19 protein-coding genes and 1 pseudogene are annotated in these 22,215 nt (G+C 64.2%); 12 read left to right on the plus strand and 8 right to left on the minus strand.

Annotation, left to right across the window (positions count from 1 at the left end; genetic code table 11):
* Positions 1 to 88 precede the first annotated feature (88 nt).
* Positions 89 to 220 (minus strand): annotated as a pseudogene (locus IFU31_RS21860) (LuxR C-terminal-related transcriptional regulator); the annotation flags it as partial.
* Between the two features lie 31 nt (positions 221 to 251).
* The gene (gene hrpB / locus IFU31_RS08230) at positions 252 to 2,762 is read right to left on the minus strand and encodes an ATP-dependent helicase HrpB (RefSeq protein ID WP_192102691.1); all 2,511 of its coding nucleotides are present in this window, start codon (positions 2,760 to 2,762) and stop codon (positions 252 to 254) included.
* 166 nt (positions 2,763 to 2,928) lie between these two features.
* Between hrpB and IFU31_RS08235 the strand changes: the two genes are divergently transcribed.
* Entirely contained in the window at positions 2,929 to 3,348 is a 420-nt protein-coding gene (locus tag IFU31_RS08235) for a polyribonucleotide nucleotidyltransferase (protein WP_192058461.1), read from the plus strand.
* 9 nt (positions 3,349 to 3,357) lie between these two features.
* Positions 3,358 to 4,227, plus strand: a complete 870-nt coding sequence (locus IFU31_RS08240) for a cation diffusion facilitator family transporter (RefSeq protein ID WP_192102692.1) — start codon at positions 3,358 to 3,360, stop codon at positions 4,225 to 4,227.
* A gap of 320 nt (positions 4,228 to 4,547) precedes the next feature.
* Here IFU31_RS08240 and IFU31_RS08245 read toward each other — a convergent pair whose 3' ends face one another.
* Complete coding sequence (locus IFU31_RS08245; RefSeq protein WP_192102693.1) at positions 4,548 to 5,588, minus strand: DUF6515 family protein; 1,041 nt, start codon at positions 5,586 to 5,588, stop codon at positions 4,548 to 4,550.
* A 472-nt stretch (positions 5,589 to 6,060) separates the two neighbouring features.
* Here IFU31_RS08245 and IFU31_RS08250 point away from each other — a divergent pair, with 472 nt between their 5' ends.
* On the plus strand, positions 6,061 to 6,537 hold the full coding sequence (locus IFU31_RS08250) for an Lrp/AsnC family transcriptional regulator (RefSeq protein ID WP_122475484.1): 477 nt from the start codon (positions 6,061 to 6,063) through the stop codon (positions 6,535 to 6,537).
* A 182-nt stretch (positions 6,538 to 6,719) separates the two neighbouring features.
* Here the strand turns inward: IFU31_RS08250 and IFU31_RS08255 are convergent, their stop codons facing one another.
* The 3 genes from IFU31_RS08255 to IFU31_RS08265 form a co-directional block, all read right to left on the minus strand.
* Complete coding sequence (locus IFU31_RS08255; protein ID WP_192102741.1) at positions 6,720 to 7,286, minus strand: pseudouridine synthase; 567 nt, start codon at positions 7,284 to 7,286, stop codon at positions 6,720 to 6,722.
* Between the two features lie 118 nt (positions 7,287 to 7,404).
* Entirely contained in the window at positions 7,405 to 8,874 is a 1,470-nt protein-coding gene (gene amn / locus IFU31_RS08260; protein WP_122475488.1) for an AMP nucleosidase, read from the minus strand.
* 81 nt (positions 8,875 to 8,955) lie between these two features.
* Entirely contained in the window at positions 8,956 to 11,379 is a 2,424-nt protein-coding gene (locus IFU31_RS08265) for a hybrid sensor histidine kinase/response regulator (protein ID WP_192102694.1), read from the minus strand.
* Between the two features lie 153 nt (positions 11,380 to 11,532).
* Here IFU31_RS08265 and IFU31_RS08270 point away from each other — a divergent pair, with 153 nt between their 5' ends.
* The 4 genes from IFU31_RS08270 (at position 11,533) to IFU31_RS08285 (ending at position 15,315) form a co-directional block, all read left to right on the plus strand.
* Positions 11,533 to 12,330 carry a hydroxymethylpyrimidine/phosphomethylpyrimidine kinase gene (locus IFU31_RS08270; RefSeq protein WP_122475492.1) on the plus strand — a complete coding sequence of 266 codons (798 nt, stop codon included), beginning with the start codon at positions 11,533 to 11,535 and terminating at the stop codon, positions 12,328 to 12,330.
* Between the two features lie 34 nt (positions 12,331 to 12,364).
* Positions 12,365 to 12,991: a thiamine phosphate synthase gene (gene thiE, locus IFU31_RS08275; protein ID WP_122475493.1), complete on the plus strand. Its 627-nt coding sequence runs from the start codon at positions 12,365 to 12,367 to the stop codon at positions 12,989 to 12,991.
* A gap of 17 nt (positions 12,992 to 13,008) precedes the next feature.
* The gene (gene hemL, locus IFU31_RS08280) at positions 13,009 to 14,292 is read left to right on the plus strand and encodes a glutamate-1-semialdehyde 2,1-aminomutase (protein WP_192102695.1); all 1,284 of its coding nucleotides are present in this window, start codon (positions 13,009 to 13,011) and stop codon (positions 14,290 to 14,292) included.
* A gap of 471 nt (positions 14,293 to 14,763) precedes the next feature.
* Positions 14,764 to 15,315 carry a tetratricopeptide repeat protein gene (locus IFU31_RS08285; protein ID WP_192058454.1) on the plus strand — a complete coding sequence of 184 codons (552 nt, stop codon included), beginning with the start codon at positions 14,764 to 14,766 and terminating at the stop codon, positions 15,313 to 15,315.
* A gap of 24 nt (positions 15,316 to 15,339) precedes the next feature.
* Here the strand turns inward: IFU31_RS08285 and IFU31_RS08290 are convergent, their stop codons facing one another.
* Complete coding sequence (locus tag IFU31_RS08290; protein WP_043192686.1) at positions 15,340 to 15,666, minus strand: DUF1820 family protein; 327 nt, start codon at positions 15,664 to 15,666, stop codon at positions 15,340 to 15,342.
* Between the two features lie 133 nt (positions 15,667 to 15,799).
* On the opposite strand from IFU31_RS08290, the gene miaB reads away from it, so the two are divergent.
* The 5 genes from miaB (at position 15,800) to lnt (ending at position 21,290) form a co-directional block, all read left to right on the plus strand.
* Entirely contained in the window at positions 15,800 to 17,128 is a 1,329-nt protein-coding gene (gene miaB / locus IFU31_RS08295) for a tRNA (N6-isopentenyl adenosine(37)-C2)-methylthiotransferase MiaB (RefSeq protein ID WP_122475500.1), read from the plus strand.
* Positions 17,129 to 17,392: 264 nt separating this feature from the next.
* Complete coding sequence (locus IFU31_RS08300) at positions 17,393 to 18,400, plus strand: PhoH family protein (RefSeq protein WP_122475502.1); 1,008 nt, start codon at positions 17,393 to 17,395, stop codon at positions 18,398 to 18,400.
* Entirely contained in the window at positions 18,393 to 18,893 is a 501-nt protein-coding gene (ybeY, locus tag IFU31_RS08305) for an rRNA maturation RNase YbeY (RefSeq protein ID WP_185795146.1), read from the plus strand. Before IFU31_RS08300 ends, ybeY begins: the two co-directional genes overlap by 8 nt.
* A 6-nt stretch (positions 18,894 to 18,899) precedes the next feature.
* A complete protein-coding gene (locus IFU31_RS08310) occupies positions 18,900 to 19,739 on the plus strand; it encodes an HlyC/CorC family transporter (RefSeq protein ID WP_122475507.1) in 840 nt (279 codons plus the stop codon).
* A gap of 33 nt (positions 19,740 to 19,772) precedes the next feature.
* Positions 19,773 to 21,290, plus strand: a complete 1,518-nt coding sequence (gene lnt, locus IFU31_RS08315) for an apolipoprotein N-acyltransferase (protein ID WP_192102696.1) — start codon at positions 19,773 to 19,775, stop codon at positions 21,288 to 21,290.
* A gap of 119 nt (positions 21,291 to 21,409) precedes the next feature.
* Here the strand turns inward: lnt and IFU31_RS08320 are convergent, their stop codons facing one another.
* Entirely contained in the window at positions 21,410 to 22,174 is a 765-nt protein-coding gene (locus IFU31_RS08320) for a YdcF family protein (RefSeq protein WP_192102697.1), read from the minus strand.
* Positions 22,175 to 22,215: the final 41 nt, after the last annotated feature.

Consider the following 22,215-nt stretch of genomic DNA (forward strand, 5'->3'; position numbering starts at 1 on the left):
GGTGCGCTGGTTGTATGAGCGCGCCGCGATCAACGTCTTTATCTGAGCGTGTGCTGGCATAGCGGCCAAGGCCGCTATGCCTCGGGCATCAGATATGGCCTTGGGCTACGGCATAGGTGACGGCTTGAACTCGATTGCAGGCGCCAAGCTTTTTTTGGATATTGCGCAGGTGAAAGTTCACCGCATCGGCAGTCACATTTAATATGCGGCCAATCTCTTCTGAGAGACGCCCGCGACATTCTCATCCCCTATCAGGATTTTCTAGGCTTCACTCGAGCGGTAGCCTCGGCCACCAACGGATCCTCCGGCCAATAATGCTTTGGATACCGTCCCTTCAAATCCTTCTTCACTTCCTCGTAGGTGTTGGCCCAGAAACTCGCCAGATCCTGGGTCACCTGCACCGGTCGCCGCGCCGGTGACAGCAGATGCAACTTCACCGCCTGTCGTCCACCGGCGATGCGCGGGGTTTCAGCCAGGCCGAACAGCTCCTGCAAACGCACCGCCAGAATTGGCGGTTGCTCGCTGTAGTCCAGGCGCACCGAAGAGCCTGACGGCACGGCGATGTGGGTTGGCGCCAGCTCGTCGAGTTTCTGTGGCAGCGGCCAGGGCAAGCTGTTGCGCAGGATGGAGGACAGGTCGAGCTGTCCGAAGTGGCTGAGGCGTGTGACCTTGCCCAGGTAGGGCTGCAGCCAATGTTCCAGCTGCTGCAACAACGCCGCGTCGCTGACGTCCGGCCAAGGGTTCTGGGTGTCCAGCGCGCGCAGCAGCGCGACCCGCGCCTGCCATTGGCGCAGTTCCGGGGTCCAGGGCAGCAGCTCCAGGCCCTTGCGCCGCACCAGCCCGAGCAGCGCGGTGGCGCGGGCGTCGGCGCCCAACCCTGGCAGCGGTTCGCGGCTGAGGATCAGTTCACCGACCTTGCGCTGACGTTCGGCGCGCAACACACCTTCACGTTCGTCCCATTCCAGGTGATCGACGCGGCTGACCTGTTCGGCCAGCACCGTATCGAACAACCCGGGATCGAACTCGGCAGCCAGGTAGATGCGTTCTTCACGCTGCCCCTGACGACTGCCCAGGTCGGCGATGACGATCCAGGCCTGTTTCATCAAGCCGTCCACCTCGCCGAACAAGGCAGCGCGGCCGTTGGCGAGGCGATACTCGGCGCCGCCTTCGCGACGCTGCTGCGCCACGCGATCCGGGTAGGCCAGGGCCAGCAGGCAGCCCAGCCAGCGCGGGTGCGCAGGGTTCTCGACCGGCGTCGCCGGCCTGCCACGCAAGTAGCCGCGGTACTGCCGGGACAACTGCCGTATGCGTTGCACGGCGCCGTGGCTCTGGCGCTGGGCCTTCTGCTCGCCGGACAGCAACACAATACGGCTGTGCAGGTCGGCACCGGCACCGCGCAAAATGTCGCGTTCACCTAACAATGCTGCCACATCGCAGGCCATGTCGCCGAGGCCCAAAGCGTGGCCGCGCAACAGCAGATGCGCGATGCGCGGGTGCGCCGGCAGTTGCGCCATGGCTTGGCCATGAGGGCTGAGACGGCCGTCGGGCAGGCGCGCGCCGAGGCGCAGCAACAGGTCCTGCGCCTGCGCATACGCCGCGCTGGGCGGCTGGTCCAGCCAGGTCAATTGAGCCGGTTCGACACCCCAGCGTGACAACTGCAGGGCCAGGCTGGCGAGGTCTGCCTGGAGGATTTCCGGACTGCCGTAGGCCGCCAACTGGGCGTGCTGGTCTTCGGACCACAACCGATAACACACGCCCGGCTCCAGACGCCCTGCCCGTCCGGCCCGCTGGGTGGCACTGGCGCGGGAGATGCGTTGGGTGTCCAGGCGGGTCATGCCGCTGCCGGGGTCGAAACGCGGCACCCTCGCCAGGCCGGCGTCGATGACTACGCGCACGCCATCGATGGTCAGGCTGGTTTCGGCAATGTTGGTCGCCAGCACGACCTTGCGCTTGCCGGCGGGCGCAGGCTCGATGGCGGCGCGCTGGGCATTGAGATCAAGCTCGCCATGCAGCGGGCACAGCAGCACATTTACATCGCCAGCCAGGGCTTCGGCCAACTGCTGATGCACGCGGCGGATCTCGGCCTGCCCCGGCAGGAACACCAGCAGGCTGCCAGCCTGTTCATCGAGGGCATCGAGGCAGGTCTGCACCACTCGTGGCTCGATGAACTCACCCGGCTGCCACGGCCGCCCCCAGCGCACATCCACCGGGTACATGCGGCCCTCGCTGCGCAACACCGGGGCATCGTCGAGCAATGCCGACAGGCGCTCGCCTTCCAGGGTGGCGGACATCAGCAGGATCTTCAGCGGCGGCTCGTCGCGCAGCAGCTCCCGGCCATTGAGGCTCAAGGCCAGCGCGAGGTCGGCATCCAGACTGCGTTCGTGGTACTCGTCGAAGATCACCAGCCCCACCCCGTCCAGGGCCGGATCATCCTGCAGGCGCCGGGTAAGAATACCCTCGGTCACGACCTCGATACGGGTGTTCGGACCTACCTTGCTGTCCAGCCGAATGCGGTAGCCGACCGTCTCGCCGACCTGTTCGCCCAACTCACTGGCCAGCCGCTCCGCCGCCGCCCGCGCGGCCAGGCGCCGCGGTTCGAGCATGAGAATGGTCTGCCCGGCCAGCCAAGGCTCGTGCAGCAGCGCCAAAGGCACGCGAGTGGTCTTGCCCGCGCCGGGCGGGGCTTCGAGCACCGCTTCATGGCGCTCGGCCAGGGCTTGGCGCAGGGCAGGCAGGACGGCGTCGATGGGTAGCGAGATCATGAATGCTCCAGGTCGGGCGCGAAGTATAACGCCGCTCCGAGGTGCGGGCGCCGAGCACGTATGGATAGCACGCCAAGGTCAGCGAACCGACCCTCAGGTGACAAGGTCCATCTACTCGGCTTGACCATTTGCTTGTATCGTTGCGGCCTATTTTGCGGAGATTGCCATGCGTATTCCTTCACGTTTGATCGGCGGCGCCGTTGTCGCTGCCTTGGTAACCCAACTGACCGCCTGCGGCACCCTGTTCTGGCCGGATCGGCGCGGGCAGATCGAAGGGCGTATCGACCCTGTGGTGGCCGCGCTGGACGCCATCGGCATCCTCTTCTATGTGCTGCCGGGGCTGATTGCCTTCGGTGTGGACTTCGCCACCGGCGCGATCTACCTCAACGACGGCAAGACCGCGCAGGTAGCGCCGGAAAAGCTGCAACATGCGATTGATCGCGACGGCAAGGTCGACAACCTGAAGCTGCAGGCCATCCTGGAAACCGAGCTGGGCCGCAGTTTGCCGCTCGACGATCCGCGCCTGATCCAGCACACCGGCAGCGTCGAACAGCTGGCCATGTATGGCTTGAAGCCGGTCATCTAGGAATTTGTAATGGCAACCAGCAAGGAACACGCACGCCTGCTGCGACTGGCGACAAGGGCGTCACTGGCGGTCGCCAGCATTCTCATTGTGGCCAAGGCCATTGCCTGGTGGCTCAGTGGTTCAGTGAGTCTGCTGGCGGGGCTCACCGATTCGGTGCTGGATGGCGCGGCGTCGTTTCTCAACCTGCTGGCGGTGCACTATGCGCTGCGTCCAGCCGATGACGATCATCGGTATGGACACGGCAAGGCCGAGGCTCTGGCGGGGATGGCCCAGGCGTTGTTCATCGGTTCGAGCGCGGTGTTGATCGGGTACCAGGCATGGAAACAGCTGCAGGACCCGCAGCCGCTGGGCGCGGCCGGGGTCGGCATCGCGGTGATGATTCTTTCGCTGGCGCTGACCGTGGCGCTGCTGGCCCTGCAATACAAGGTCGTTCGCGAAACCGGTTCGACCGCCGTGCGGGCGGACTCGCTGCACTACCGTTCCGACCTGCTGCTCAATGGCAGCATTTTGGTAGCGCTGGTCCTGGCCAGCTACGGTTGGCCGCAGCTGGATGCTTTCTTTGGCCTGGGCATTGCGCTGTACATCCTGTGGAGCGCGGTGCAGATCGCTCGCGAAAGCACGGCGATTCTGATGGACAAGGAGTTGCCAGTGGATGTCAGTGAACAGATGCTGGCGCTGGCGTGCGATGTGCCGGGCGTGCTTGGCGCCCATGACCTGCGCACGCGCATGTCGGGCAATCATTGGTTCGTGCAGTTGCATCTCGAGTTGCCGGGACAGCTGTCGCTGGCCGAGGCCCATGGCATCTGCGAGAGCGTGGAAGTTGCCATTGAAAGCCGGTATCCACGTGCCGAAGTGCTGGTTCACGCAGACCCCATTTGAGAGAAGCGCGGTCAGCCTGCAAAACCGCAGTGTCCCCGGACGCGGCTCGCGCCGCTGCTACAGGGGATCTCGGCACCACATAAACCCATGCCCGTGCCGACAAAACGCGATGCCTGTAGCAGCGGCGCAAGCCGCGTCGGCGGCGAATGCAGTGTCTCAGGCAAAACGCGATACCTGTAGCAGCGGCGCAAGCCGCGTCGGCGACGAATGCGGTATGTCAGCCAAAACGCGGCACCTGTAGCAGCGGCGCAAGCCGCGTCGGCGGTGGATGCGATGTATCAGCCAGAACGCGGTGCCCTATTGCAGCGCTGCAAGGCCGATCAATTCACCGTGTACCCACGCGACGCGAAGCAATTGGCCAGGCTCTGCCGGTACACGCTGACCACTTCCGGCGACGGCGCATAGGTAGCACTGGCTGGGTCGAAGCGGCTTTGTTCGACAGCCCAGCGCTTGCACTCGTATTGATCCTGGGCGATCTGCTGCGGGCTCTGACCCTGGGCCGGATAGGCTGCGACGTCATAGTTGGTCAAGGTCGGGGCTGGCTGCGGGATACTGGCATTCACTGGCGGATTCACCACCACATATTCCTGGGTATTGTCGGCCCATTGATAGTAAGTGCCGGCCGCGACAAAGAACACGGAACTGCCGATCCACATGCGCTGGGCGTAGTCGGGCAGCACGCGCACCCGAACGCCGCGAGGTGGCTCGATCACTACGTACCGCGGACCCTGCGGTCGATACCAGTAGCCACCCGAGTAGTAATAATCCTGCCCCCGATACGGCACGCGATAATTCTGGCCGGGGAAGCGATCAATCACCTGCCCCGGACGGTACTGCGGGCCGGGGCCCCAGCCGCCACCGTGCTCGCCGGGCCAACGGTCTCGACCGCCCTCCCAGCGCCTGTCGTTGTCGCGCCGCAGGTCTGGATAACTGCCGCGCAGCGGCGCCTGGGTCTGGCGCACTGCATCGGGCTTGCCGATGATCGGCGGCCGATTGTCCTGCTGGCCACCTTCGGGACGACCCTGATCCGGGCGACCTTGTTCTGGGCGACCCTGCTCCGGCCGGTTGCCTTGCCACTGGTTCTGGCTGCCGCCACCGGGTCGTCCCTGCCACTGGTTCTGATTGCCCTGATTGCCTTGCGGCGGTCGCCCCTGCCACTGACCCTGATTGCCACTTGGCGGCGGACGGTAATGCCCTCCGCCTTGCGGCTGCCCAGGCCCGGCATTGCCCCCTCCCTGCCCACGCTGGCCACCATTGGAACTGCCGCGCAACTGGTCTTGCGGGCCTTCCGCATACGCAGGCGCGCCCACAGCCAGGCAGAGCACAGCGACACCGGCCATACGCCATAGGGGCAAGTTCATGCTGTTCCTCGTAGAAAAAGGGGGTGACCCAGTATCAGACTGACAAACCCGAACGCGGTTCTGTGAAGATCCCGTCAGGTGCCTGCAAAGGATATCGGCACGTACCGCGCGTTCATGACCGCACTCCAGGCACCGGTCACACACATTTCGCAGACGAAAAAAGAGGAGACCCGCAGGCCTCCTCTCGCGAAACTGTGTCCTTGCTCGACGCTTGTGACGTCGGCTCACCTCACGCTGCCTTCTGGGCCGCATGCAGCCCGGGGGCCAGCGCGACCCCGGTGGGGGCGGTGGCCGCAATTCGCTTGATTCAGCGGATCGCAGTGGACGTCTGTCCGGGCAGTGATTCTGTGAATAACAATAGCGCCACGGGCGCAGCAGCCGATTGCGAACATTGCTGATTTACACAGCACTTGCGCAATTTTTGCCTTCGGATAGATAATTTGCCGCAACGCAAAACACGAAGGCAGATTTGATGAGCAAGCTTGATCGCTATGACCTGAGCATTCTGGCGGAACTGCAGCGTGACGCGCGCATTTCCAACCAGGAACTGGCCGAACGCATCGGTCTCTCTCCGTCGCCCTGCTCACGGCGCGTCAAGCAGCTCGAAGACGACGGCTACATTTCCCGCCAGGTCGCCCTGCTGGACCGCAAGAAGCTGGGGTTGAGCCTGACTGCCTACGTGCTGATCGGCATGGACCGGCACACGCCGGAACGCTTCGAAACCTTCGAAGCGGCGATTCGCGGACTGCCTCAGGTCCTCGAATGCAGCCTGGTGACCGGAATGGATGCCGACTATCAGCTCAAGGTGGTGGTGCCGGACATGGACCACTACCAGAAGCTGCTGCTGGGCCACCTGACGCGGATCGAGGGCGTCACCAGCGTGCGTTCCAGCTTCGTTCTCAACCAGGTCATGGCCAGCACTGAACTGCCGTTGACCCATCTGCGCTGAGCTTCAGGCCTGAGCCAGACTTGAAGCTCCTTCGCGGGTAGAACCCGCTCCCACAGGGGTGCAGGCCGGCTACAGACCTGAAACACCTTCGCGGGTAGAACCCGCTCCCACAGGGGTGCAGGCCGGCTACAGCCCTGAAACACCTTCGCGGGTAGAACCCTTCTCACAGAGGGACAGGCTGGCTAAAGACTGGCCGGCACCTCGCGCCACTCGCCCTGCCCCAGGCCCTCGAGGCTCCAGTCGCCGATGCGCACCCGCACCAGGCGCAAGGTCGGCAGGCCCACTGCCGCCGTCATGCGCCGCACCTGACGGTTGCGCCCCTCCTTGATCACCAGCTCCAGCCAATGCGTCGGCACGCTCTTGCGAAAGCGCACGGGCGGATCGCGCGGCCACAGGTCCGGCTCGTCCAGCAGCCGCGCTTGCGCCGGCAGCGTCATGCCATCGTTGAGCTCGACCCCGGTGCGCAGACGCTGCAACTGGTCTTCGTCGGGTACGCCTTCCACCTGCACCCAATAGGTCTTGGCCAGCTTGTGCTTCGGGTCGGCAATGCGCGCCTGCAACTGGCCGTCGTTGGTCAGCAACAGCAGCCCCTCGCTGTCACGGTCCAGGCGACCGGCCGGATAGACCCCGGCAATCTCGATGAAATCCTTCAGCGTCGCCCGCCCTTCACCGTCGCTGAACTGGGTCAGCACATCGAACGGTTTGTTGAACAGCACCAGCCGCGGCTGGGCCGGCGGGGCTTTGGCCACACGGCGGCCGCTGGTGGGTGGACGTTTGTTGGAGCGAGGAGGAAGAGGCATGACGAAGCGGCTTTCGGGCTGGCAAGGGCGCTCATGCTAGAGGCCCTTGCCAGCCACGGCAAACCTGTCAGCGGAACGGCGGCTCGTCGAAGCTGCGCAGCTTGCGTGAGTGCAGCGAATTGAGCTGGTTGCGCAGCAGGTTCAAGGCCGTGATGCCGATGTTGAGATGCTGGCTGACCGCGCGGTTGTAGAACGCGTTGGCCGAGCCCGGCAGTTTGATCTCACTGTGCAAGGGCTTGTCCGACACGCACAGCAGAGTGCCGTACGGCACCCGCAGGCGATAACCCTGGGCGGCAATGGTGCCGCTTTCCATGTCCACCGCCACGGCGCGCGACAGATTGATCAGCGGACGCTCCTGGGCCCAGCGCAGTTCCCAGTTGCGGTCATCGTAGGTCAACACGGTGCCGGTACGCAGGCGCTTCTTCAAGTCGTCGCCACGCTCGCCGGTGACCTGCGCCGCCGCTTCCTGCAATGCCAGCTGCACTTCGGCCAGGGCCGGAATGGGAATGTTCGGTGGCAGGACCCGATCGAGAATACCGTCCTGGCGCATGTAGGCGTGGGCCAGCACATAGTCGCCGATGGTCTGCGACTGTCGCAGGCCACCGCAGTGGCCGATCATCAGCCAGCAATGCGGACGCAGCACGGCCAGGTGGTCGGTGATGTTCTTGGCGTTCGAAGGGCCGACGCCGATGTTCACCAGGGTCACGCCGTCGCCGTCCTCGGCAATCAGGTGATACGCCGGCATCTGATAGCGGTGCCATACCACGCTGGCCACCAGCGCCTGGGCCTCACCGTTGTCCATGCTCTTTTCGATGATCACATTGCCCGGCATCACCAGGCGCACGAAGCGCGGGTCGTTGCGCAGCTGTTCCAGGCCGTGGGTGACGAACTGGTCGACGTAGCGGTGGTAGTTGGTCAGCAGGATCCACGGCTGCACGTGCTTCCAGTCGCTGCCGGTGTAGTGGATCAGGCGACGCAGGGAGAAATCCACCCGCGCGGCGTCGAACAGCGCCAACGGCAGCGGATCGGCAGTGGCCCAGTCGTACAGGCCGTCGGCGATGCCGTCGGTGGCGGCAGACAGGTCGGTACTGGGGAACACCCGCGCCAGTGCCGCAGCAGTCACGCCACTGCCGGCCAGCTCGTCGCCCTGGTCGACGACATAGGGATAAGGGATGTTCTGCTCGCTGACACCGACTTCGATGGTGACCGCGAAGTCGCGCATCAGCGGCCGCAACTGGTCCAGCAGATAACCGCGGAAGGCGGCCGGCTGGGTCACGGTCACCGAGTACACGCCAGGCAGGTTGACCTTGGCGTAGGCTCGGGTGATGGCAGGCAGTTCGCCGCCGTAGGCGTAGGTCAGGCGCAGTTCAGGGTAGCGAAACAGATCACGCTCGGCCGCATCCGGCTCGCTGCGATCCTTGAGGTAGCGCTTGAGCGCCTGGCTCAGGGCGCGAGTGGCCCGCTCGTGCAGTTCTGCCAACCGATCCACGGCTTGTTCGGCAGTTTGCACAACTACGAAGTCTGGAGCATTACTCATGGGGCATGTCCTGGCTGATCTGGCAGGCTTGCATCTTGCCTGCAATGCCGACGAAAGGCACCCCCGGTGCGACGGCGTTGGTTACGCCGGGGCAGCGCCGGGGGGCGCATCTGCAATCGGTGGCGACACAGGCTTGGGATGGCTGAGGATGCAGCCGTGCAGAACCGCCTGAAGCTCTTCGAAGCGCACCGGGCGCGCCAGGCAGATCGATACCCCGGCAGCCAGGGACGCCTCGCGCCGGGCCTGGCCGGGTTCGGTGATCGCCAGCACCGGCAATCGCTCGCACCCCGGCACGCTGCGCAGTTCGCGGGTGGTGTGCAGAGCGCTCTCTGCGGGCGGGCTGTGCTCGATGAGCACGGCATCGAAACGCTCGCGAGCCAGCAGGGCCAGCGCACCGGCGCCGTCCTCGGCGGTGCGCACGCGGTAGCCGAGCTTGAGCAGCATGGCCCGCACCACCAACTGGTCGACGCTGTTGGCGTCCACCAGCAATACGGTGCATTCATGGGCGGCGCGCTGCGCGCCAAGGGCACCGGCGCAGGTGCTCAAGGCACGGCCCGGATGCGCTTCGACAACCCCCAGGCGCACGCTCAGTTCGAAACAGCTGCCGCGTCCGGGCTCGGACTGATGATGAAGCTGCCCGCCTACCAGTTCGGCCAGCTGCCGACAGATCGCCAGGCCTATACCCAATCCGCCGTACTCGCGGGTCACCGAGCCGTCGAGCTGATAGAAGCGTTGGTAGAGGGTCTCTTCGTCGCGATGGCTGAAACCGATGCCGCTGTCGCTGACCGTGAAGGTTATCTGCAGGTGATCACTTGCTGGCTCGCCGCCACTGACGCGCACATTGACACTGCCTTCGCGGGTGAACTTGATGCCGTTGTCGATCAGGCAGCCCAGGCACAGGGCAAGCTTCTGCGAATCGCCCTGCAGGCGGTCGGGCAGACCGGCTACGCGCTCCACGGTGAACGCCAGCCCCTTGCTCTGGGCCTGGCGGCTGAATTGCATCTGCATGCTGTCCAGCAGCGCCTGCAGGCTGAACGGTTCGTTGCGCGGATAGAGCCGCCCGGCCTGCAGCTCGGTGAGGATCAGGATGTCGTCGACCATGCGCATCATGTGCCGCGCCGAACCTGCCGCGGTGTGCTGGTACTGCGCCAGCTCCGGCCCCATGGGCACGGTCTGCATCAGTTCCAGGGAGCCGATCACGCCATTCATCGGGGTGCGCAGCTCATGGGTGACGGTGGCGAGAAATTCGTCCTTGAGCCGGTTGCTGGCCGCCAGTTCCTGGTTCGCCTGCTCAAGCTTCAGCCCGGCTTCCTTCAAGGTCTGCGCCTGCTGGTCGCGCAGCACATTGATCCGGTCGGCCAGGGCCAGCGACAGCAGGCCGACCTCCAGCGCCGAACCGATCTGGCTGGCGTACATGGTGATGAACACATTGGGCAGATAGCCCAGCACCATCAGGGTATTGACGATGCCGCCCAGCAGGAACGCGCTCCAGGCAATGATGAAGTAACGCGCCAGCCGCATGCCACGCAGCCAGGCGAGGATGCCAGCGGAGAAGATCACCACGGTGAAACACAGCGCCAGCAACGTGGCCAGGCGCAATGCCAAGGCGTAGCTGGTCGACAGCGACAGCACCATGACCACGGCGCCGTAGACCATCAGGCCGAGCAGTAGTCGATCCATCCAGCGGCTGTGCCGCGCCGTCTGCAGGAAGCTGCGCGAGAACTGGCAACCGAAGAAGCCGGCCGCGCCAATGAAGAACGGCGTGGCCGCGTTGGCCCACCATGGGTTGTCGGGCCAGAAATACTCGACCCCGGCACCGTTCACTGACACCTGATACAGGCCGAACGACGCGATATAGACGATGTAGTACAGGTAGCTGCGATCACGCACGCTGAGGAAGATGAACAGGTTGTACACCAGCATGCCCAGCAGCACGCCGTAGATCAGCCCGAGCACGTACAGCCTTGAAGGTTGTGCCTCGAGGTACGCGTTGGCCGACCACAGGCTGACCGGCGCCTGCACCGAGCCCTGGCTGTGCAGGCGCAGATACACGGTCTTCGCTTCACCTGGCTGGAACGGCAGTTCGAACAAGTAGTTGTTCTGTTTGATCTGGCGGCTGGCATACGGCAAGGCATCGCCGGTTCGCTGCACCGAGTGGTACTGGCCGGCGGCATCGGGCAAGAACAGTTCCAGATGGTCCATGGGCGGATAGGCCAGCTCCAGCAACCAGCTGTGCGATGATCCGTCGGCGCGCGGTACATAGCGCAGATCGATGCGCAGCCAGTACACGGACTGCGAGTAACCGGCATTGAGCACGTCGCTGTGATGCTGACGAAAGGCAGGGGCCAGGTCGGTGGTGATCTGCTCGATGGTGGCGTCGCCCGACACATCTTCGTAGACCTGCATCGTGCGGCCCAGGGCGAGGCTGCGGGTGGTCTCGTCGAAGTCGACCGCACCTGCCAGCATGGGCAGCCAGGCCATTATCAAGATAAGCAAATAGCGCATGGTGCCTTCGGGATGTGTTGCAGCGTAGTGTCAATATGATACATACCCCCCCTGCAAAGCGCGAACGCCGGTCGCCAACGCAGACCGTCAGACACGCGCACCGCCGCTTGCGGCCCTGCTACAACGGCGTGCGCCGTGATAAGCTCGCGCACCATGAATATCTATAGTTCCCGCCCCGTTGTCCTCTGTCTCTCCGGCCACGACCCCAGTGGCGGCGCCGGCCTGCAGGCAGATATCGAAGCCTTGCTCGCGCAGGGCTGCCACGCCGCGCCGACGATCACGGCGCTGACCGTGCAGAACACGGTCAATGTCAGCGATTTCCGCGTGCTCGACCGCGAGTGGATCCTGGCCCAGGCCAATGCCGTGCTCAGCGACTCGCCGGTGGCGGCGGTCAAGCTGGGCATGCTCGGTTCGGTAGACATGGTCGCAACCGTGGTCGAGCTGTTGTCCGCCCACCCCCATCTGCCGATGGTCTGTGACCCGGTATTGCGTGCCGGTGGTGGCGGCAGCCTGGGCAAGGACGAGGTCGGCTACGCGATGCGCGAACAGCTGCTGCCGCTGGCGACCATCGCGACGCCGAACCTGCCCGAAGCGCGAATTCTCGCCGACCTGCCCGACGGCAGCGCCGATGAATGCGCACACAAGCTGCTGCCGTTCTGCAAGCACCTGTTGATCACCGGCGGCCATGGCGACGAGCACGAAGTGCACAACCGCCTGTACAGCCGCGACGGCAGTCGTCGCACGTTCACCTGCCAGCGCCTGCCTGGCAGCTACCATGGCTCCGGCTGCACTCTGGCCAGCGCCCTGGCCGGCCGCCTGGCGTTGGGCGAAGGGCTGGAAAGCGCGGTGCAGTCGGCGCTCGACTACACCTGGCGCACCTTGCGCGACGCCGAGCAGTTGGGCCACGGGCAATTCGTGCCGCGCCGCCTGCCCCTGGATTTCTGCTCTTGAGCCGAACCCCCGCCCCCTGCCTCAGGACCGAGCGATGAACCTACGTGGCGTCTATGCCATCACCGACAGCCAGCTGTTGGCCGGCAAGTTCCTCAAGTACGTCGAGGCTGCACTGGACGGCGGCATTACCCTGCTGCAATACCGTGACAAGAGCAACGACGACGCCCGGCGCCTGCGCGAGGCCGAGAAATTGCGCCAGCTGTGCGAGCGCTACAAGGCGCACCTGATTATCAACGACGACGCCGAACTGGCCGCGCGGCTCAACGTCGGCGTGCACCTGGGGCAGACCGATGGCCCGCTGACGCCTGCACGCGCCTTGCTTGGACGCAGGGCGATCATCGGCAGCACGTGCCACAACCGTCTCGACCTGGCCCACCAGGCCGCCCGCGAAGGGGCCAGCTACGTGGCCTTCGGACGCTTCTTCGCCTCCCAGACCAAGCCCGACGCATCGCCTGCCAGCCTGGAACTGTTGGCGCAGGCGCGTGCCGAATTGAAATTGCCGATTGCCGTCATTGGCGGCATCACCCTGGACAACGCCGCCCCGCTGGTGGCCCAGGGTGCCAACCTGTTGGCCGTGGTGCATGCGCTGTTCGGCGCCGACACGGCCCAGGAAGTCACCCGTCGCGCCCGTGCGCTGAACGCGTTGTTCGAAACTGCCTGATGCAAGAGAGCTTATCTATGTCCCGTTCCGAAACCCTGTTCGCCAACGCCCAGAAGCACATCCCCGGTGGCGTCAACTCGCCCGTGCGCGCCTTCAAGAGCGTGGGCGGCACGCCGCTGTTCTTCAAGCATGCTGCTGGCGCCTATGTCACCGACGAAGACGACAAGCGCTACGTCGACTACGTGGGTTCATGGGGTCCGATGATTCTCGGCCACAGCCATCCGGACGTGCTCGATGCAGTGCGCAGGCAGCTTGAACATGGTCTGTCGTACGGCGCCCCCACCGAAATGGAAACGCAGATGGCAGACCTGGTCTGCGCGATCGTGCCGTCCATGGAAATGGTGCGCATGGTCAGCTCGGGGACCGAGGCAACCATGAGCGCCATTCGCCTGGCCCGTGGTTTCACCGGGCGCGACAGCATCATCAAGTTCGAGGGTTGCTACCACGGTCATTCCGACAGCCTGCTGGTCAAGGCCGGTTCCGGCGCCCTGACCCTTGGCGTGCCCAGCTCGCCTGGCGTGCCGGCGGCGTTCGCCAAACACACCCTGACCCTGCCGTTCAACGACATTGCCGCAGTAGAGCAGATGCTCGCCGAAGTCGCCGATGAAGTCGCGTGCATCATCGTCGAACCGGTGGCGGGCAACATGAACTGCGTACCGCCAGCGCCCGGTTTTCTGGAAGGCCTGCGTCGCCTGTGCGACCAGTACGGTGTGGTGCTGATCTTCGACGAAGTCATGACCGGTTTCCGCGTGGCCCTCGGTGGTGCCCAGGCCTACTATAGCGTGACGCCGGACCTGAGCACCTTCGGCAAGATCATCGGTGGTGGCATGCCCGTCGGTTGTTTCGGCGGCAAGCGCGAGATCATGTCGCACATTGCGCCGCTGGGTCCGGTCTATCAGGCCGGCACGTTGTCGGGCAACCCGCTGGCCATGGCCGCAGGCCTGACCACCCTGAAGCTGATCAGCCGCCCCGGTTTCCATGACGAGCTGAGCGACTACACCGCACGCCTGCTCGACGGCCTGCAGCAGCGTGCCGATGCCGCGGGCATCCCGTTCGTCACCACTCAGGCCGGGGGCATGTTCGGCCTGTACTTCAGCGGCGCCGATGACATCGTCACCTTCGAAGACGTCATGACCAGCGACGCCGATCGCTTCAAGCGCTTCTTCCACCTGATGCTCGACGGCGGCGTGTACCTGGCGCCAAGTGCATTCGAGGCAGGCTTCACGTCCATCGCCCACGGCGATGCCGAGCTGGCGATCACCCTGGATGCTGCCGAAAAAGCGTTCGCTGCGCTGAAATAACCACCTTCACTCCCGTAGGAGCGGTCAGCGGCCGCGAAAAGGACGCTGCGGTATGCCTGGCCGACCGCAGCGCATCGTTCGCGGCCACGGACCGCTCCTACGCAGAAGGTTGCATCTAAATCCGTAGGAGCGGTCAGCGACCGCGAAAAGGACGCTGCGGTATGCCTGGCCGACCGCAGCGCATCGTTCGCGGCCACGGACCGCTCCTACGCAGAGGGTTGCATCTAAATCCGTAGGAGCGGTCAGCGGCCGCGAAGAAGGCAACACGGTGCGCCTGACACAGCGTGCTGGATTGTCTACGGCCACGGACCGCTGCTGCGGCTGGCACCCCGTGAAACAGTGCCATCTGGGCGATATCGCAGAAAAACGAGTAAAGACTTTGTAACAGCCCCCCCGCTTATTTCATAATGCAGCACCCGCCACGTTTCGACGTCGGGTCCGCCCGCATTTCGCAGAGGTAAGTCGATCCCCATGAACCGCACCGGCCGCGCCCTTGCATTGGGCTGCCTGTTGCTTCTTCAGCCGCTAATGGCTACCGCAGGCGGCAATTCGTTGTTGATTCCGGCGGTGGGTCGCTGCACCCTCAATACCTCTGCCCAGGCATTGCCCGCGGCGCTGACTGCGTGTCAGCAGGCTGCAAAGGACGGCGACGCCCAGGCGCAATTCGAACTCGGTCAGTTCTATTACGACGGTACTCGAACCGAACGCGACTTGAACCAGGCCCTCAGCTACTTCGAACTAGCCTCCCTGCAAGGCCATGCCGAGGCCCAGTATCACCTGGGCACCATGTTCTTCAAGGGCGAAGGCGTGGCGGCCAACAACATCCAGGCCTATATCGTGCTGAAGATGGCAGCGGTCAATGGCGCCGAGGATGCACTGGACGTCGCCGACGAGGTGTCCGGGCAGATGCGCCGCGAAGACCTCGAAGTGGCCACTCAGGTGCTGGGGCAGATTTTCCGCAAGTACCTGCTCGAATTGCAGACGGCCGATGACCGCCGCTCGCCTTTCGCCCCGCTGCCCTGAGCCTGGCAGCGGCCCGACTGATGACTACTTGTCGGGCATCGGCATCGGGAATGGCATGACATTGCCGGTCATGCGTGCCTCGCTGATCTTCGGCGTGCCCAGACGCTCCACTTCGTCGATGCGCACGATCGAGTGCATGGGCACGAAGCTGCGCGTCACGCCTTCGAACTGAGCCTTGAGCTTTTCTTCGCTGGGGTCGACGACCACGGTGGTGCGCTCGCCAAAGACGAATTCCTCGACCTCCAGAAACCCCCACAGATCACTCTGGTAGATCTGCTTGGCGTACATCTCGAATACCTGGCCCTGGTTGAGGAAAATCACTTTGTAGATTGGAGCTTCGCGTTTGGTCATCGTCGGCAGATATAAGGTCGTGAGCTTGAAAGAGGGCGAAAACTATAGCATAGCCGCCCGACAGGCAATGCTAGGAACCACCGACCACGGGCACTATAATGCGCGGTTCTTTGAACCACTTGATGATCACCCCATGGCCAAGAAGCTTTATATCGAAACCCACGGTTGCCAGATGAACGAGTACGACAGCTCGCGCATGGTCGACCTGCTGGGTGAACATCAAGCCCTGGAAGTCACGGCACGCGCAGAAGACGCCGACGTGATCCTGCTCAATACCTGCTCGATCCGCGAGCGCGCCCAGGACCGCGTCTATTCGCAACTGGGCCGCTGGCGCGAACTGAAGCTGGCCAAGCCGGACATGGTCATTGCGGTCGGCGGCTGCGTGGCCAGCCAGGAAGGCGCAGCCATCCGCGATCGCGCGCCCTACGTCGACGTGGTGTTCGGCCCGCAGACCCTGCATCGCCTGCCCGAGATGATCGACGCGGCGCGCATCACCCGCTTGCCGCAGGTGGACATCTCCTTCCCCGAGATCGAGAAGTTCGACCACCTGCCCGAACCGCGCATCGACGGCCCGACCGCCTACGTATCGGTGATGGAAGGCTGCAGCAAATACTGCACGTTCTGCGTGGTGCCCTACACCCGCGGCGAAGAAGTCAGCCGACCGTTCGACGATGTCCTGGCCGAGGTCATGCACCTGGCCGACAACGGCGTGCGCGAAGTCACCCTGCTGGGGCAGAACGTCAACGGCTACCGCGGCCAGACCGACGACGGTCGCCTGGCCGACCTGGCCGAGCTGATCCGGGTGGTGGCACAGATCGACGGGATCGAGCGCATCCGCTACACCACCTCGCACCCACTGGAGTTTTCCGACAGCCTGATCCTGGCCCATGCCGAAGTGCCGCAGTTGGTGAAGCACCTGCACCTGCCGGTGCAATCGGGCTCGGACCGCGTGCTGGCGGCCATGAAACGCGGCCACACGGTGCTGGAATACAAATCCAAGCTGCGCAAGCTCAAGGCGGCGGTACCGGACATCTGCATCAGCTCGGACTTCATCATCGGTTTCCCCGGCGAAACCGAGAAAGACTTCGAGCAGACCCTGAAACTGGTGACCGATGTGGGCATGGATTTCTCGTACTCCTTCATCTATAGCCAGCGGCCTGGTACGCCGGCGGCGGATCTGGCCGACGACACGCCCGAGACGGTGAAGAAACAGCGCCTGGATGCGCTGCAGCATCGGCTGAACCAGCAGGGCTTCGAGATCAGTCGTCAGATGGTGGGCACTACCCAGCGCATTCTGGTCACCGATTATTCGCGCAAGGATCCCGGCCAGTTGCAGGGGCGTACCGAGAACAACCGTATCGTCAATTTCACCTGCTCGGATGCACGGCTGATCGGCCAGTTTGTCGACATCCACATTGCCGAGGCCCGCCCCCACTCGCTGCGCGGCGAACTGCTGGCCTGAGCTTTTCCCGCGGAAGCGGTTAGTGGCCGCGAACGATGAACCGCGGTTTGTCAGCTCCACCGCACCGAACCCTTCGCGGCCGGTGACCGCTCCTACAGGGTGACCGCGATCCTTGTAGGAGCGGTCAGTGGCCGCGAAAGCCGCACCGCCGACAGCCAGCCAGGCGCTGGCCAAGGCCATTCGCCGCCCACCCCTTTCGCCCCGCCCCTGACAGGGGTTATCCTTGGACTCATTTCAATTGCCGTCGGGCGGCCGAATACGACCTTGAACGCACCTATCGAACCACATCGCTTCCTGCTCGAGCCTTTCGAGGCTCGCCGCTTCGCCAACCTGTGCGGGCAATTCGACGAGCATCTGCGCTTGATCGAACAGCGCCTGGAAATCGAAATCCGCAACCGTGGCAATCAGTTCGAACTGATCGGCGACGCCCGACACACGCGCTCAGCAGAAAACCTGCTGCGCCGCCTGTACCGGGAAACCAAGGCCACCGAGCTGTCCCCCGATACGGTCCACCTGTTTCTGCAGGAGTCGGCGGTCCAGGAACTCGACGATCCAGCGTCCGGAGAAGTCCCGGTCGCGCTGCGTACCCGCAAGGGCATGATCAAGCCGCGCGGCTTGAACCAGCAGCGCTACGTCAAGGAAATCCTGAGCAACGACATCAACTTCGGGATCGGCCCGGCAGGTACCGGCAAGACGTACCTGGCCGTAGCCGCCGCGGTCGATGCGCTGGAGCGCGAGCAGGTCCGACGCATTCTTCTGGTGCGCCCTGCCGTGGAAGCGGGCGAAAAGCTCGGCTTCCTGCCCGGTGACCTGGCACAGAAGATCGACCCCTACCTGCGCCCGCTCTACGATGCGCTCTACGAAATGCTCGGCTTCGAACACGTCGCCAAGCTGATCGAGAAACAGGTCATCGAGATCGCGCCGCTGGCCTACATGCGCGGACGCACCTTGAACAACAGCTTCATCATCCTCGATGAAAGCCAGAACACCACCGTGGAACAGATGAAAATGTTCCTGACCCGGATCGGTTTCGGCTCCACGGCGGTGATCACCGGTGACATCACTCAGGTCGACCTGCCCAAGGGCACCAAGTCGGGTCTGAGCCAGGTCATCGAAGTGCTCAAGGACGTACCGGGCATCAGCTTCACCCACTTCAAGCCCAAGGACGTCGTCCGTCACCCGCTGGTGCAGCGCATCGTCGAGGCCTACGAGCGCTTCGACGCCCAGCCCGCCACCGTCAACGAGGCCGGGGACAAACGCCGCGATGCTTGAGCTTGACCTGCAACGGGCCAGCACCGCGCCTGGCCCGAGCGACGCCGAGTTCCGCCGCTGGTGCGAGCTGGCATTGCGCCAGCGCAGCGCCGATTCGGAGATGACCATTCGCTTGGTCGATGAAACCGAAGGCCGCGAGCTGAATCTGACCTATCGTCACAAAGATTACGCAACCAACGTGCTTTCATTCCCTGCGGACGTGCCGGACGAGATGCTCGACATCCCGTTGCTGGGCGACCTGGTCATCTGTGTGCCAGTGGTGGAGCGCGAAGCCGCCGAACAGGGCAAGGCCCTGGACGCCCACTGGGCGCACCTGGTGATGCACGGCTGCCTGCACCTGCTGGGCTACGACCACATCGACGACGATGAGGCCGAGGAAATGGAAGCACTGGAACGAGAGTTGCTTGCACAATTGGGTCATCCGGACCCCTATGCCGCCGACGAACACGTCGACGACACCCCCACCAAAGCAATTGGCAAGGATCACGAGTAAAGGGCTATGAGCGAAGATCGATCGAGCAACGGGCAGAAGTCATGGTTGGGTAAACTGACCCAGGCTTTTGCCCATGAGCCCAAGAACCGCCAGGAACTGCTGGAACTGCTGCGCGAAGCGCACCAGAACAAGCTCCTGGACAGCGAAGCATTGACCATCGTGGAAGGCGCCATCCAGGTCGCCGACCTGCAAGTGCGCGACATCATGGTGCCGCGCTCGCAGCTGATCAGCATCAAGTCCACCCAGACGCTTCAGGAATTCCTGCCCGCGGTCATCGACGCTGCGCACTCGCGCTACCCGGTGGTCGGCGAGAATCACGACGACGTGATCGGCGTGCTGCTGGCCAAGGACTTGCTGCCGCTGATCCTGCAGAACGACCATGCGAACTTCAATATCAAGGACCTGCTGCGTCCGGCCACCTTCGTGCCCGAGTCCAAGCGACTGAACGTGCTGCTGCGCGAGTTCCGTGCCAACCACAATCACATGGCCATCGTCATCGACGAATACGGCGGTGTGGCGGGCCTGGTGACCATCGAGGACGTGCTGGAACAGATCGTCGGCGACATCGAGGACGAGCACGACGTCGAGGAAGACAGCTACATCAAGCCGCTGCCCAGCGGTGACTTCCTGATCAAGGCGCTGACGCCGATCGAGAACTTCAACGAGTTCTTCGAAAGCCAGTTCTCGGACGACGAATTCGACACCGTCGGCGGCCTGGTGATGAGTGCCTTCGGCCATCTGCCCAAGCGCAACGAGACGACCGAGATCGGTGCCTATCGCTTTCGCATTCTCAATGCAGACAGCCGCCGCATCCATTTGCTGCGCCTCACGCCAATCGCTCGCTGAGGCCTCTGCCCAGACTCCTCGTTAAGGAAAATAATGCGCTGGATCACCCGCCCCGGCTGGCCCGGTAACCTGCTGGCCATGGCGGCCGGCGGGTTGACCCCGCTGTTCCTGGCCCCATTCGATATCTGGCCGCTGGCCCTGCTTTCGCTGGCCCTGTTCTACCTTGGTCTGCGCGAGTTGAAACCACGCCAGGCGCTGGGCCGTGGCTGGTGCTATGGCTTTGGCCTGTTCGGTGCCGGCACCAGCTGGATCTACGTCAGCATCCACACCTACGGCGGTGCGTCGGTGGTGCTGGCGGCGCTGCTGATGCTCGGCTTCGTCGCCGCCGTGGCACTGTTCTTCGCCCTGCCCGCCTGGGCCTGGGCGCGTTGGTTCCGGCGCACCGATGCGCCATTGGCCGACGCGCTTGCCTTCGCTGCCTTGTGGCTGGGCCAGGAAGCGTTCCGCGGCTGGTTTCTGACCGGTTTTCCCTGGCTCTACAGTGGCTACAGCCAGCTGCACGGCCCGCTCGCCGGCCTTGCACCCATGGGCGGCATGTGGCTGGTGTCCTTTGCCCTGGCCCTGAGCGCAGCGCTGTTGTGCAACCTGTCGCGCCTGCGCGAGCGCAAGCCGTTGTTGGCCGCAGGCGTGATCCTGCTGCTGGCGCCCTGGCTGTTGGGCCTGGCATTCAAGGGGCACGGGTGGACGGCACCCGCGGGCGAGCCACTCACGGTGGCCGCAGTGCAGGGCAACATTGCCCAGAGCATCAAATGGAACCCCGAAGCGGTCGACCATCAACTGCAGCTGTACCGCGACAAGACATTCGTCTCCAAGCCGGCGGATATCATCGTCTGGCCGGAAACGGCGGTGCCGGTGCTCATGGACTCGGCCCAGGGCTATCTGGCCGTGATGGGCCGGTTTGCCAGCGACCGTCATTCGGCGTTGATCACCGGCGTCCCCATTCGCCAGGTCGAGGACGGGCAGCGCCGGTTCTACAACGGCATCACCGTGGTGGGTGAAGGCGAAGGCCTGTATCGCAAGCAGAAGCTCGTACCCTTCGGTGAATACGTGCCCTTGCAGGATCTGCTGCGCGGCCTGATCGCGTTTTTCGACCTGCCCATGTCCGACTTCGCCCGCGGCCCGGCCGACCAGCCGTTGCTGCAGGCCAAGGGGTATCGGATCGCGCCGTTCATCTGCTACGAAGTGGTGTATCCGGAATTGGCGGCGAGCATGGCTGCGCGCAGCGACCTGCTGCTGACGATCAGCAACGACACCTGGTTCGGCACCTCGATAGGTCCGCTGCAACACCTGCAGATGGCGCAGATGCGCGCGCTGGAGGCCGGGCGCTGGATGATTCGCGCTACCAACAATGGGGTCACGGCGCTGATCGATCCGTTCGGCAACATCACCACCCAGGTGCCGCAGTTCGAAGAGGCGGTGATGTATGGCGAAGTGACTCCGATGAAGGGCTTGACGCCTTATCTATTGCTGCGCTCGTGGCCGATGACAGTAGTGTGCGTATTGCTGCTGGGTTGGGCGTTGCTGCGTAGAAGGGCTGCTGGCAGGGTTTGATGGCGTTTGTGCTGGCCTCTTCGCGGGCAGAGGCCGCTCCGACCGATTCGTGTTGTAGCCCGTTCTTTGTGGGAGCGGGGCGGGCGGCGAGCCCTCTGCCCGCGAAGAGGCCCTCAAGATCACCGATAAAACATCTTGTACCCCACCAACCCCACCGCCTCATTGAGCAGCTGGCCGTTCTGCCAGATGGCTTTGCTCTCAGGCAGCCAGCCTCCCAGCGGCCTTGCATTGTCGGTGCCCAGGAACCCCACCGGTGCCGGCACCACTTCCAACCCGTTCTGCTCGAAGCTCCAGCGCGAGCGCTGCATGTGCCAGGCCTGGGTCACCACCACCACACGCTTGATGCCATGCTGGGCAAGCAGTTCGGCGCTGAACCGGGCGTTCTCCCAGGTCGTGCGGCTGCGCTCTTCCATCCAGCGCGCGGAAATGCCGAAATCGTCGCGCAACGACTGCGCCATGATCCACGCTTCGCTGGGCGGCGAGCCGAAGTGCAAGCCGCCGGACGTCAGCACCGGCAACCCGGATGCCTTGGCCAGCCGCGCCGCATAGCGAACCCGCTCGAGCGCGACGCCGGTGGGCTGGTCGATGCCATCCCAGGCCGGGTCGCCGCGCTCGCGACCGGCGCCGAGAATGACGATGGCGTCGGCACGCTGCGCCAGGCTGCTCCACGCTTGCACAGGCAGTGCCGGCTGGTCTTCCAGCCAGCCAGCCGCACCCTGCATCACCACCGGCAGGCTCATCAACCACAGCCCGCCCAGCCCGACCACGAAACAGGCCCCGGCCAGGCGCGGCCAACGACGGCGCAGCCACCAGCCCGCCAACAATAGGACGAGAAAGATACCGGGGGGCAATAACAGCTGTTTGAGCACAAAGCGGGAAAACATCGGGCATCTCCAGAAGATGCCCGAAGCCTAAGGGTTGCCAC

The organism is Pseudomonas sp. CFBP 13602, assembly GCF_014842725.1.
GTDB lineage: Bacteria > Pseudomonadota > Gammaproteobacteria > Pseudomonadales > Pseudomonadaceae > Aquipseudomonas > Aquipseudomonas baltica.

What these genes read in the sequence shown, in the direction of transcription:
- amn (WP_122475488.1), bottom strand. Translation starts at nt 8,874, where the DNA reads ATGAGTAATGCTCCAGACTTCGTAGTTGTGCAAACTGCCGAACAAGCC.
- hrpB (WP_192102691.1), bottom strand. Translation starts at nt 2,762, where the DNA reads ATGATCTCGCTACCCATCGACGCCGTCCTGCCTGCCCTGCGCCAAGCC.
- IFU31_RS08245 (WP_192102693.1), bottom strand. Translation starts at nt 5,588, where the DNA reads ATGAACTTGCCCCTATGGCGTATGGCCGGTGTCGCTGTGCTCTGCCTG.
- IFU31_RS08285 (WP_192058454.1), top strand. Translation starts at nt 14,764, where the DNA reads ATGAACCGCACCGGCCGCGCCCTTGCATTGGGCTGCCTGTTGCTTCTT.
- IFU31_RS08290 (WP_043192686.1), bottom strand. Translation starts at nt 15,666, where the DNA reads ATGACCAAACGCGAAGCTCCAATCTACAAAGTGATTTTCCTCAACCAG.
- IFU31_RS08320 (WP_192102697.1), bottom strand. Translation starts at nt 22,174, where the DNA reads ATGTTTTCCCGCTTTGTGCTCAAACAGCTGTTATTGCCCCCCGGTATC.
- IFU31_RS08270 (WP_122475492.1), top strand. Translation starts at nt 11,533, where the DNA reads ATGAATATCTATAGTTCCCGCCCCGTTGTCCTCTGTCTCTCCGGCCAC.
- ybeY (WP_185795146.1), top strand. Translation starts at nt 18,393, where the DNA reads ATGCTTGAGCTTGACCTGCAACGGGCCAGCACCGCGCCTGGCCCGAGC.
- lnt (WP_192102696.1), top strand. Translation starts at nt 19,773, where the DNA reads ATGCGCTGGATCACCCGCCCCGGCTGGCCCGGTAACCTGCTGGCCATG.
- IFU31_RS08310 (WP_122475507.1), top strand. Translation starts at nt 18,900, where the DNA reads ATGAGCGAAGATCGATCGAGCAACGGGCAGAAGTCATGGTTGGGTAAA.
- IFU31_RS08265 (WP_192102694.1), bottom strand. Translation starts at nt 11,379, where the DNA reads ATGCGCTATTTGCTTATCTTGATAATGGCCTGGCTGCCCATGCTGGCA.
- miaB (WP_122475500.1), top strand. Translation starts at nt 15,800, where the DNA reads ATGGCCAAGAAGCTTTATATCGAAACCCACGGTTGCCAGATGAACGAG.
- IFU31_RS08250 (WP_122475484.1), top strand. Translation starts at nt 6,061, where the DNA reads ATGAGCAAGCTTGATCGCTATGACCTGAGCATTCTGGCGGAACTGCAG.
- IFU31_RS08240 (WP_192102692.1), top strand. Translation starts at nt 3,358, where the DNA reads ATGGCAACCAGCAAGGAACACGCACGCCTGCTGCGACTGGCGACAAGG.
- hemL (WP_192102695.1), top strand. Translation starts at nt 13,009, where the DNA reads ATGTCCCGTTCCGAAACCCTGTTCGCCAACGCCCAGAAGCACATCCCC.
- IFU31_RS08235 (WP_192058461.1), top strand. Translation starts at nt 2,929, where the DNA reads ATGCGTATTCCTTCACGTTTGATCGGCGGCGCCGTTGTCGCTGCCTTG.
- thiE (WP_122475493.1), top strand. Translation starts at nt 12,365, where the DNA reads ATGAACCTACGTGGCGTCTATGCCATCACCGACAGCCAGCTGTTGGCC.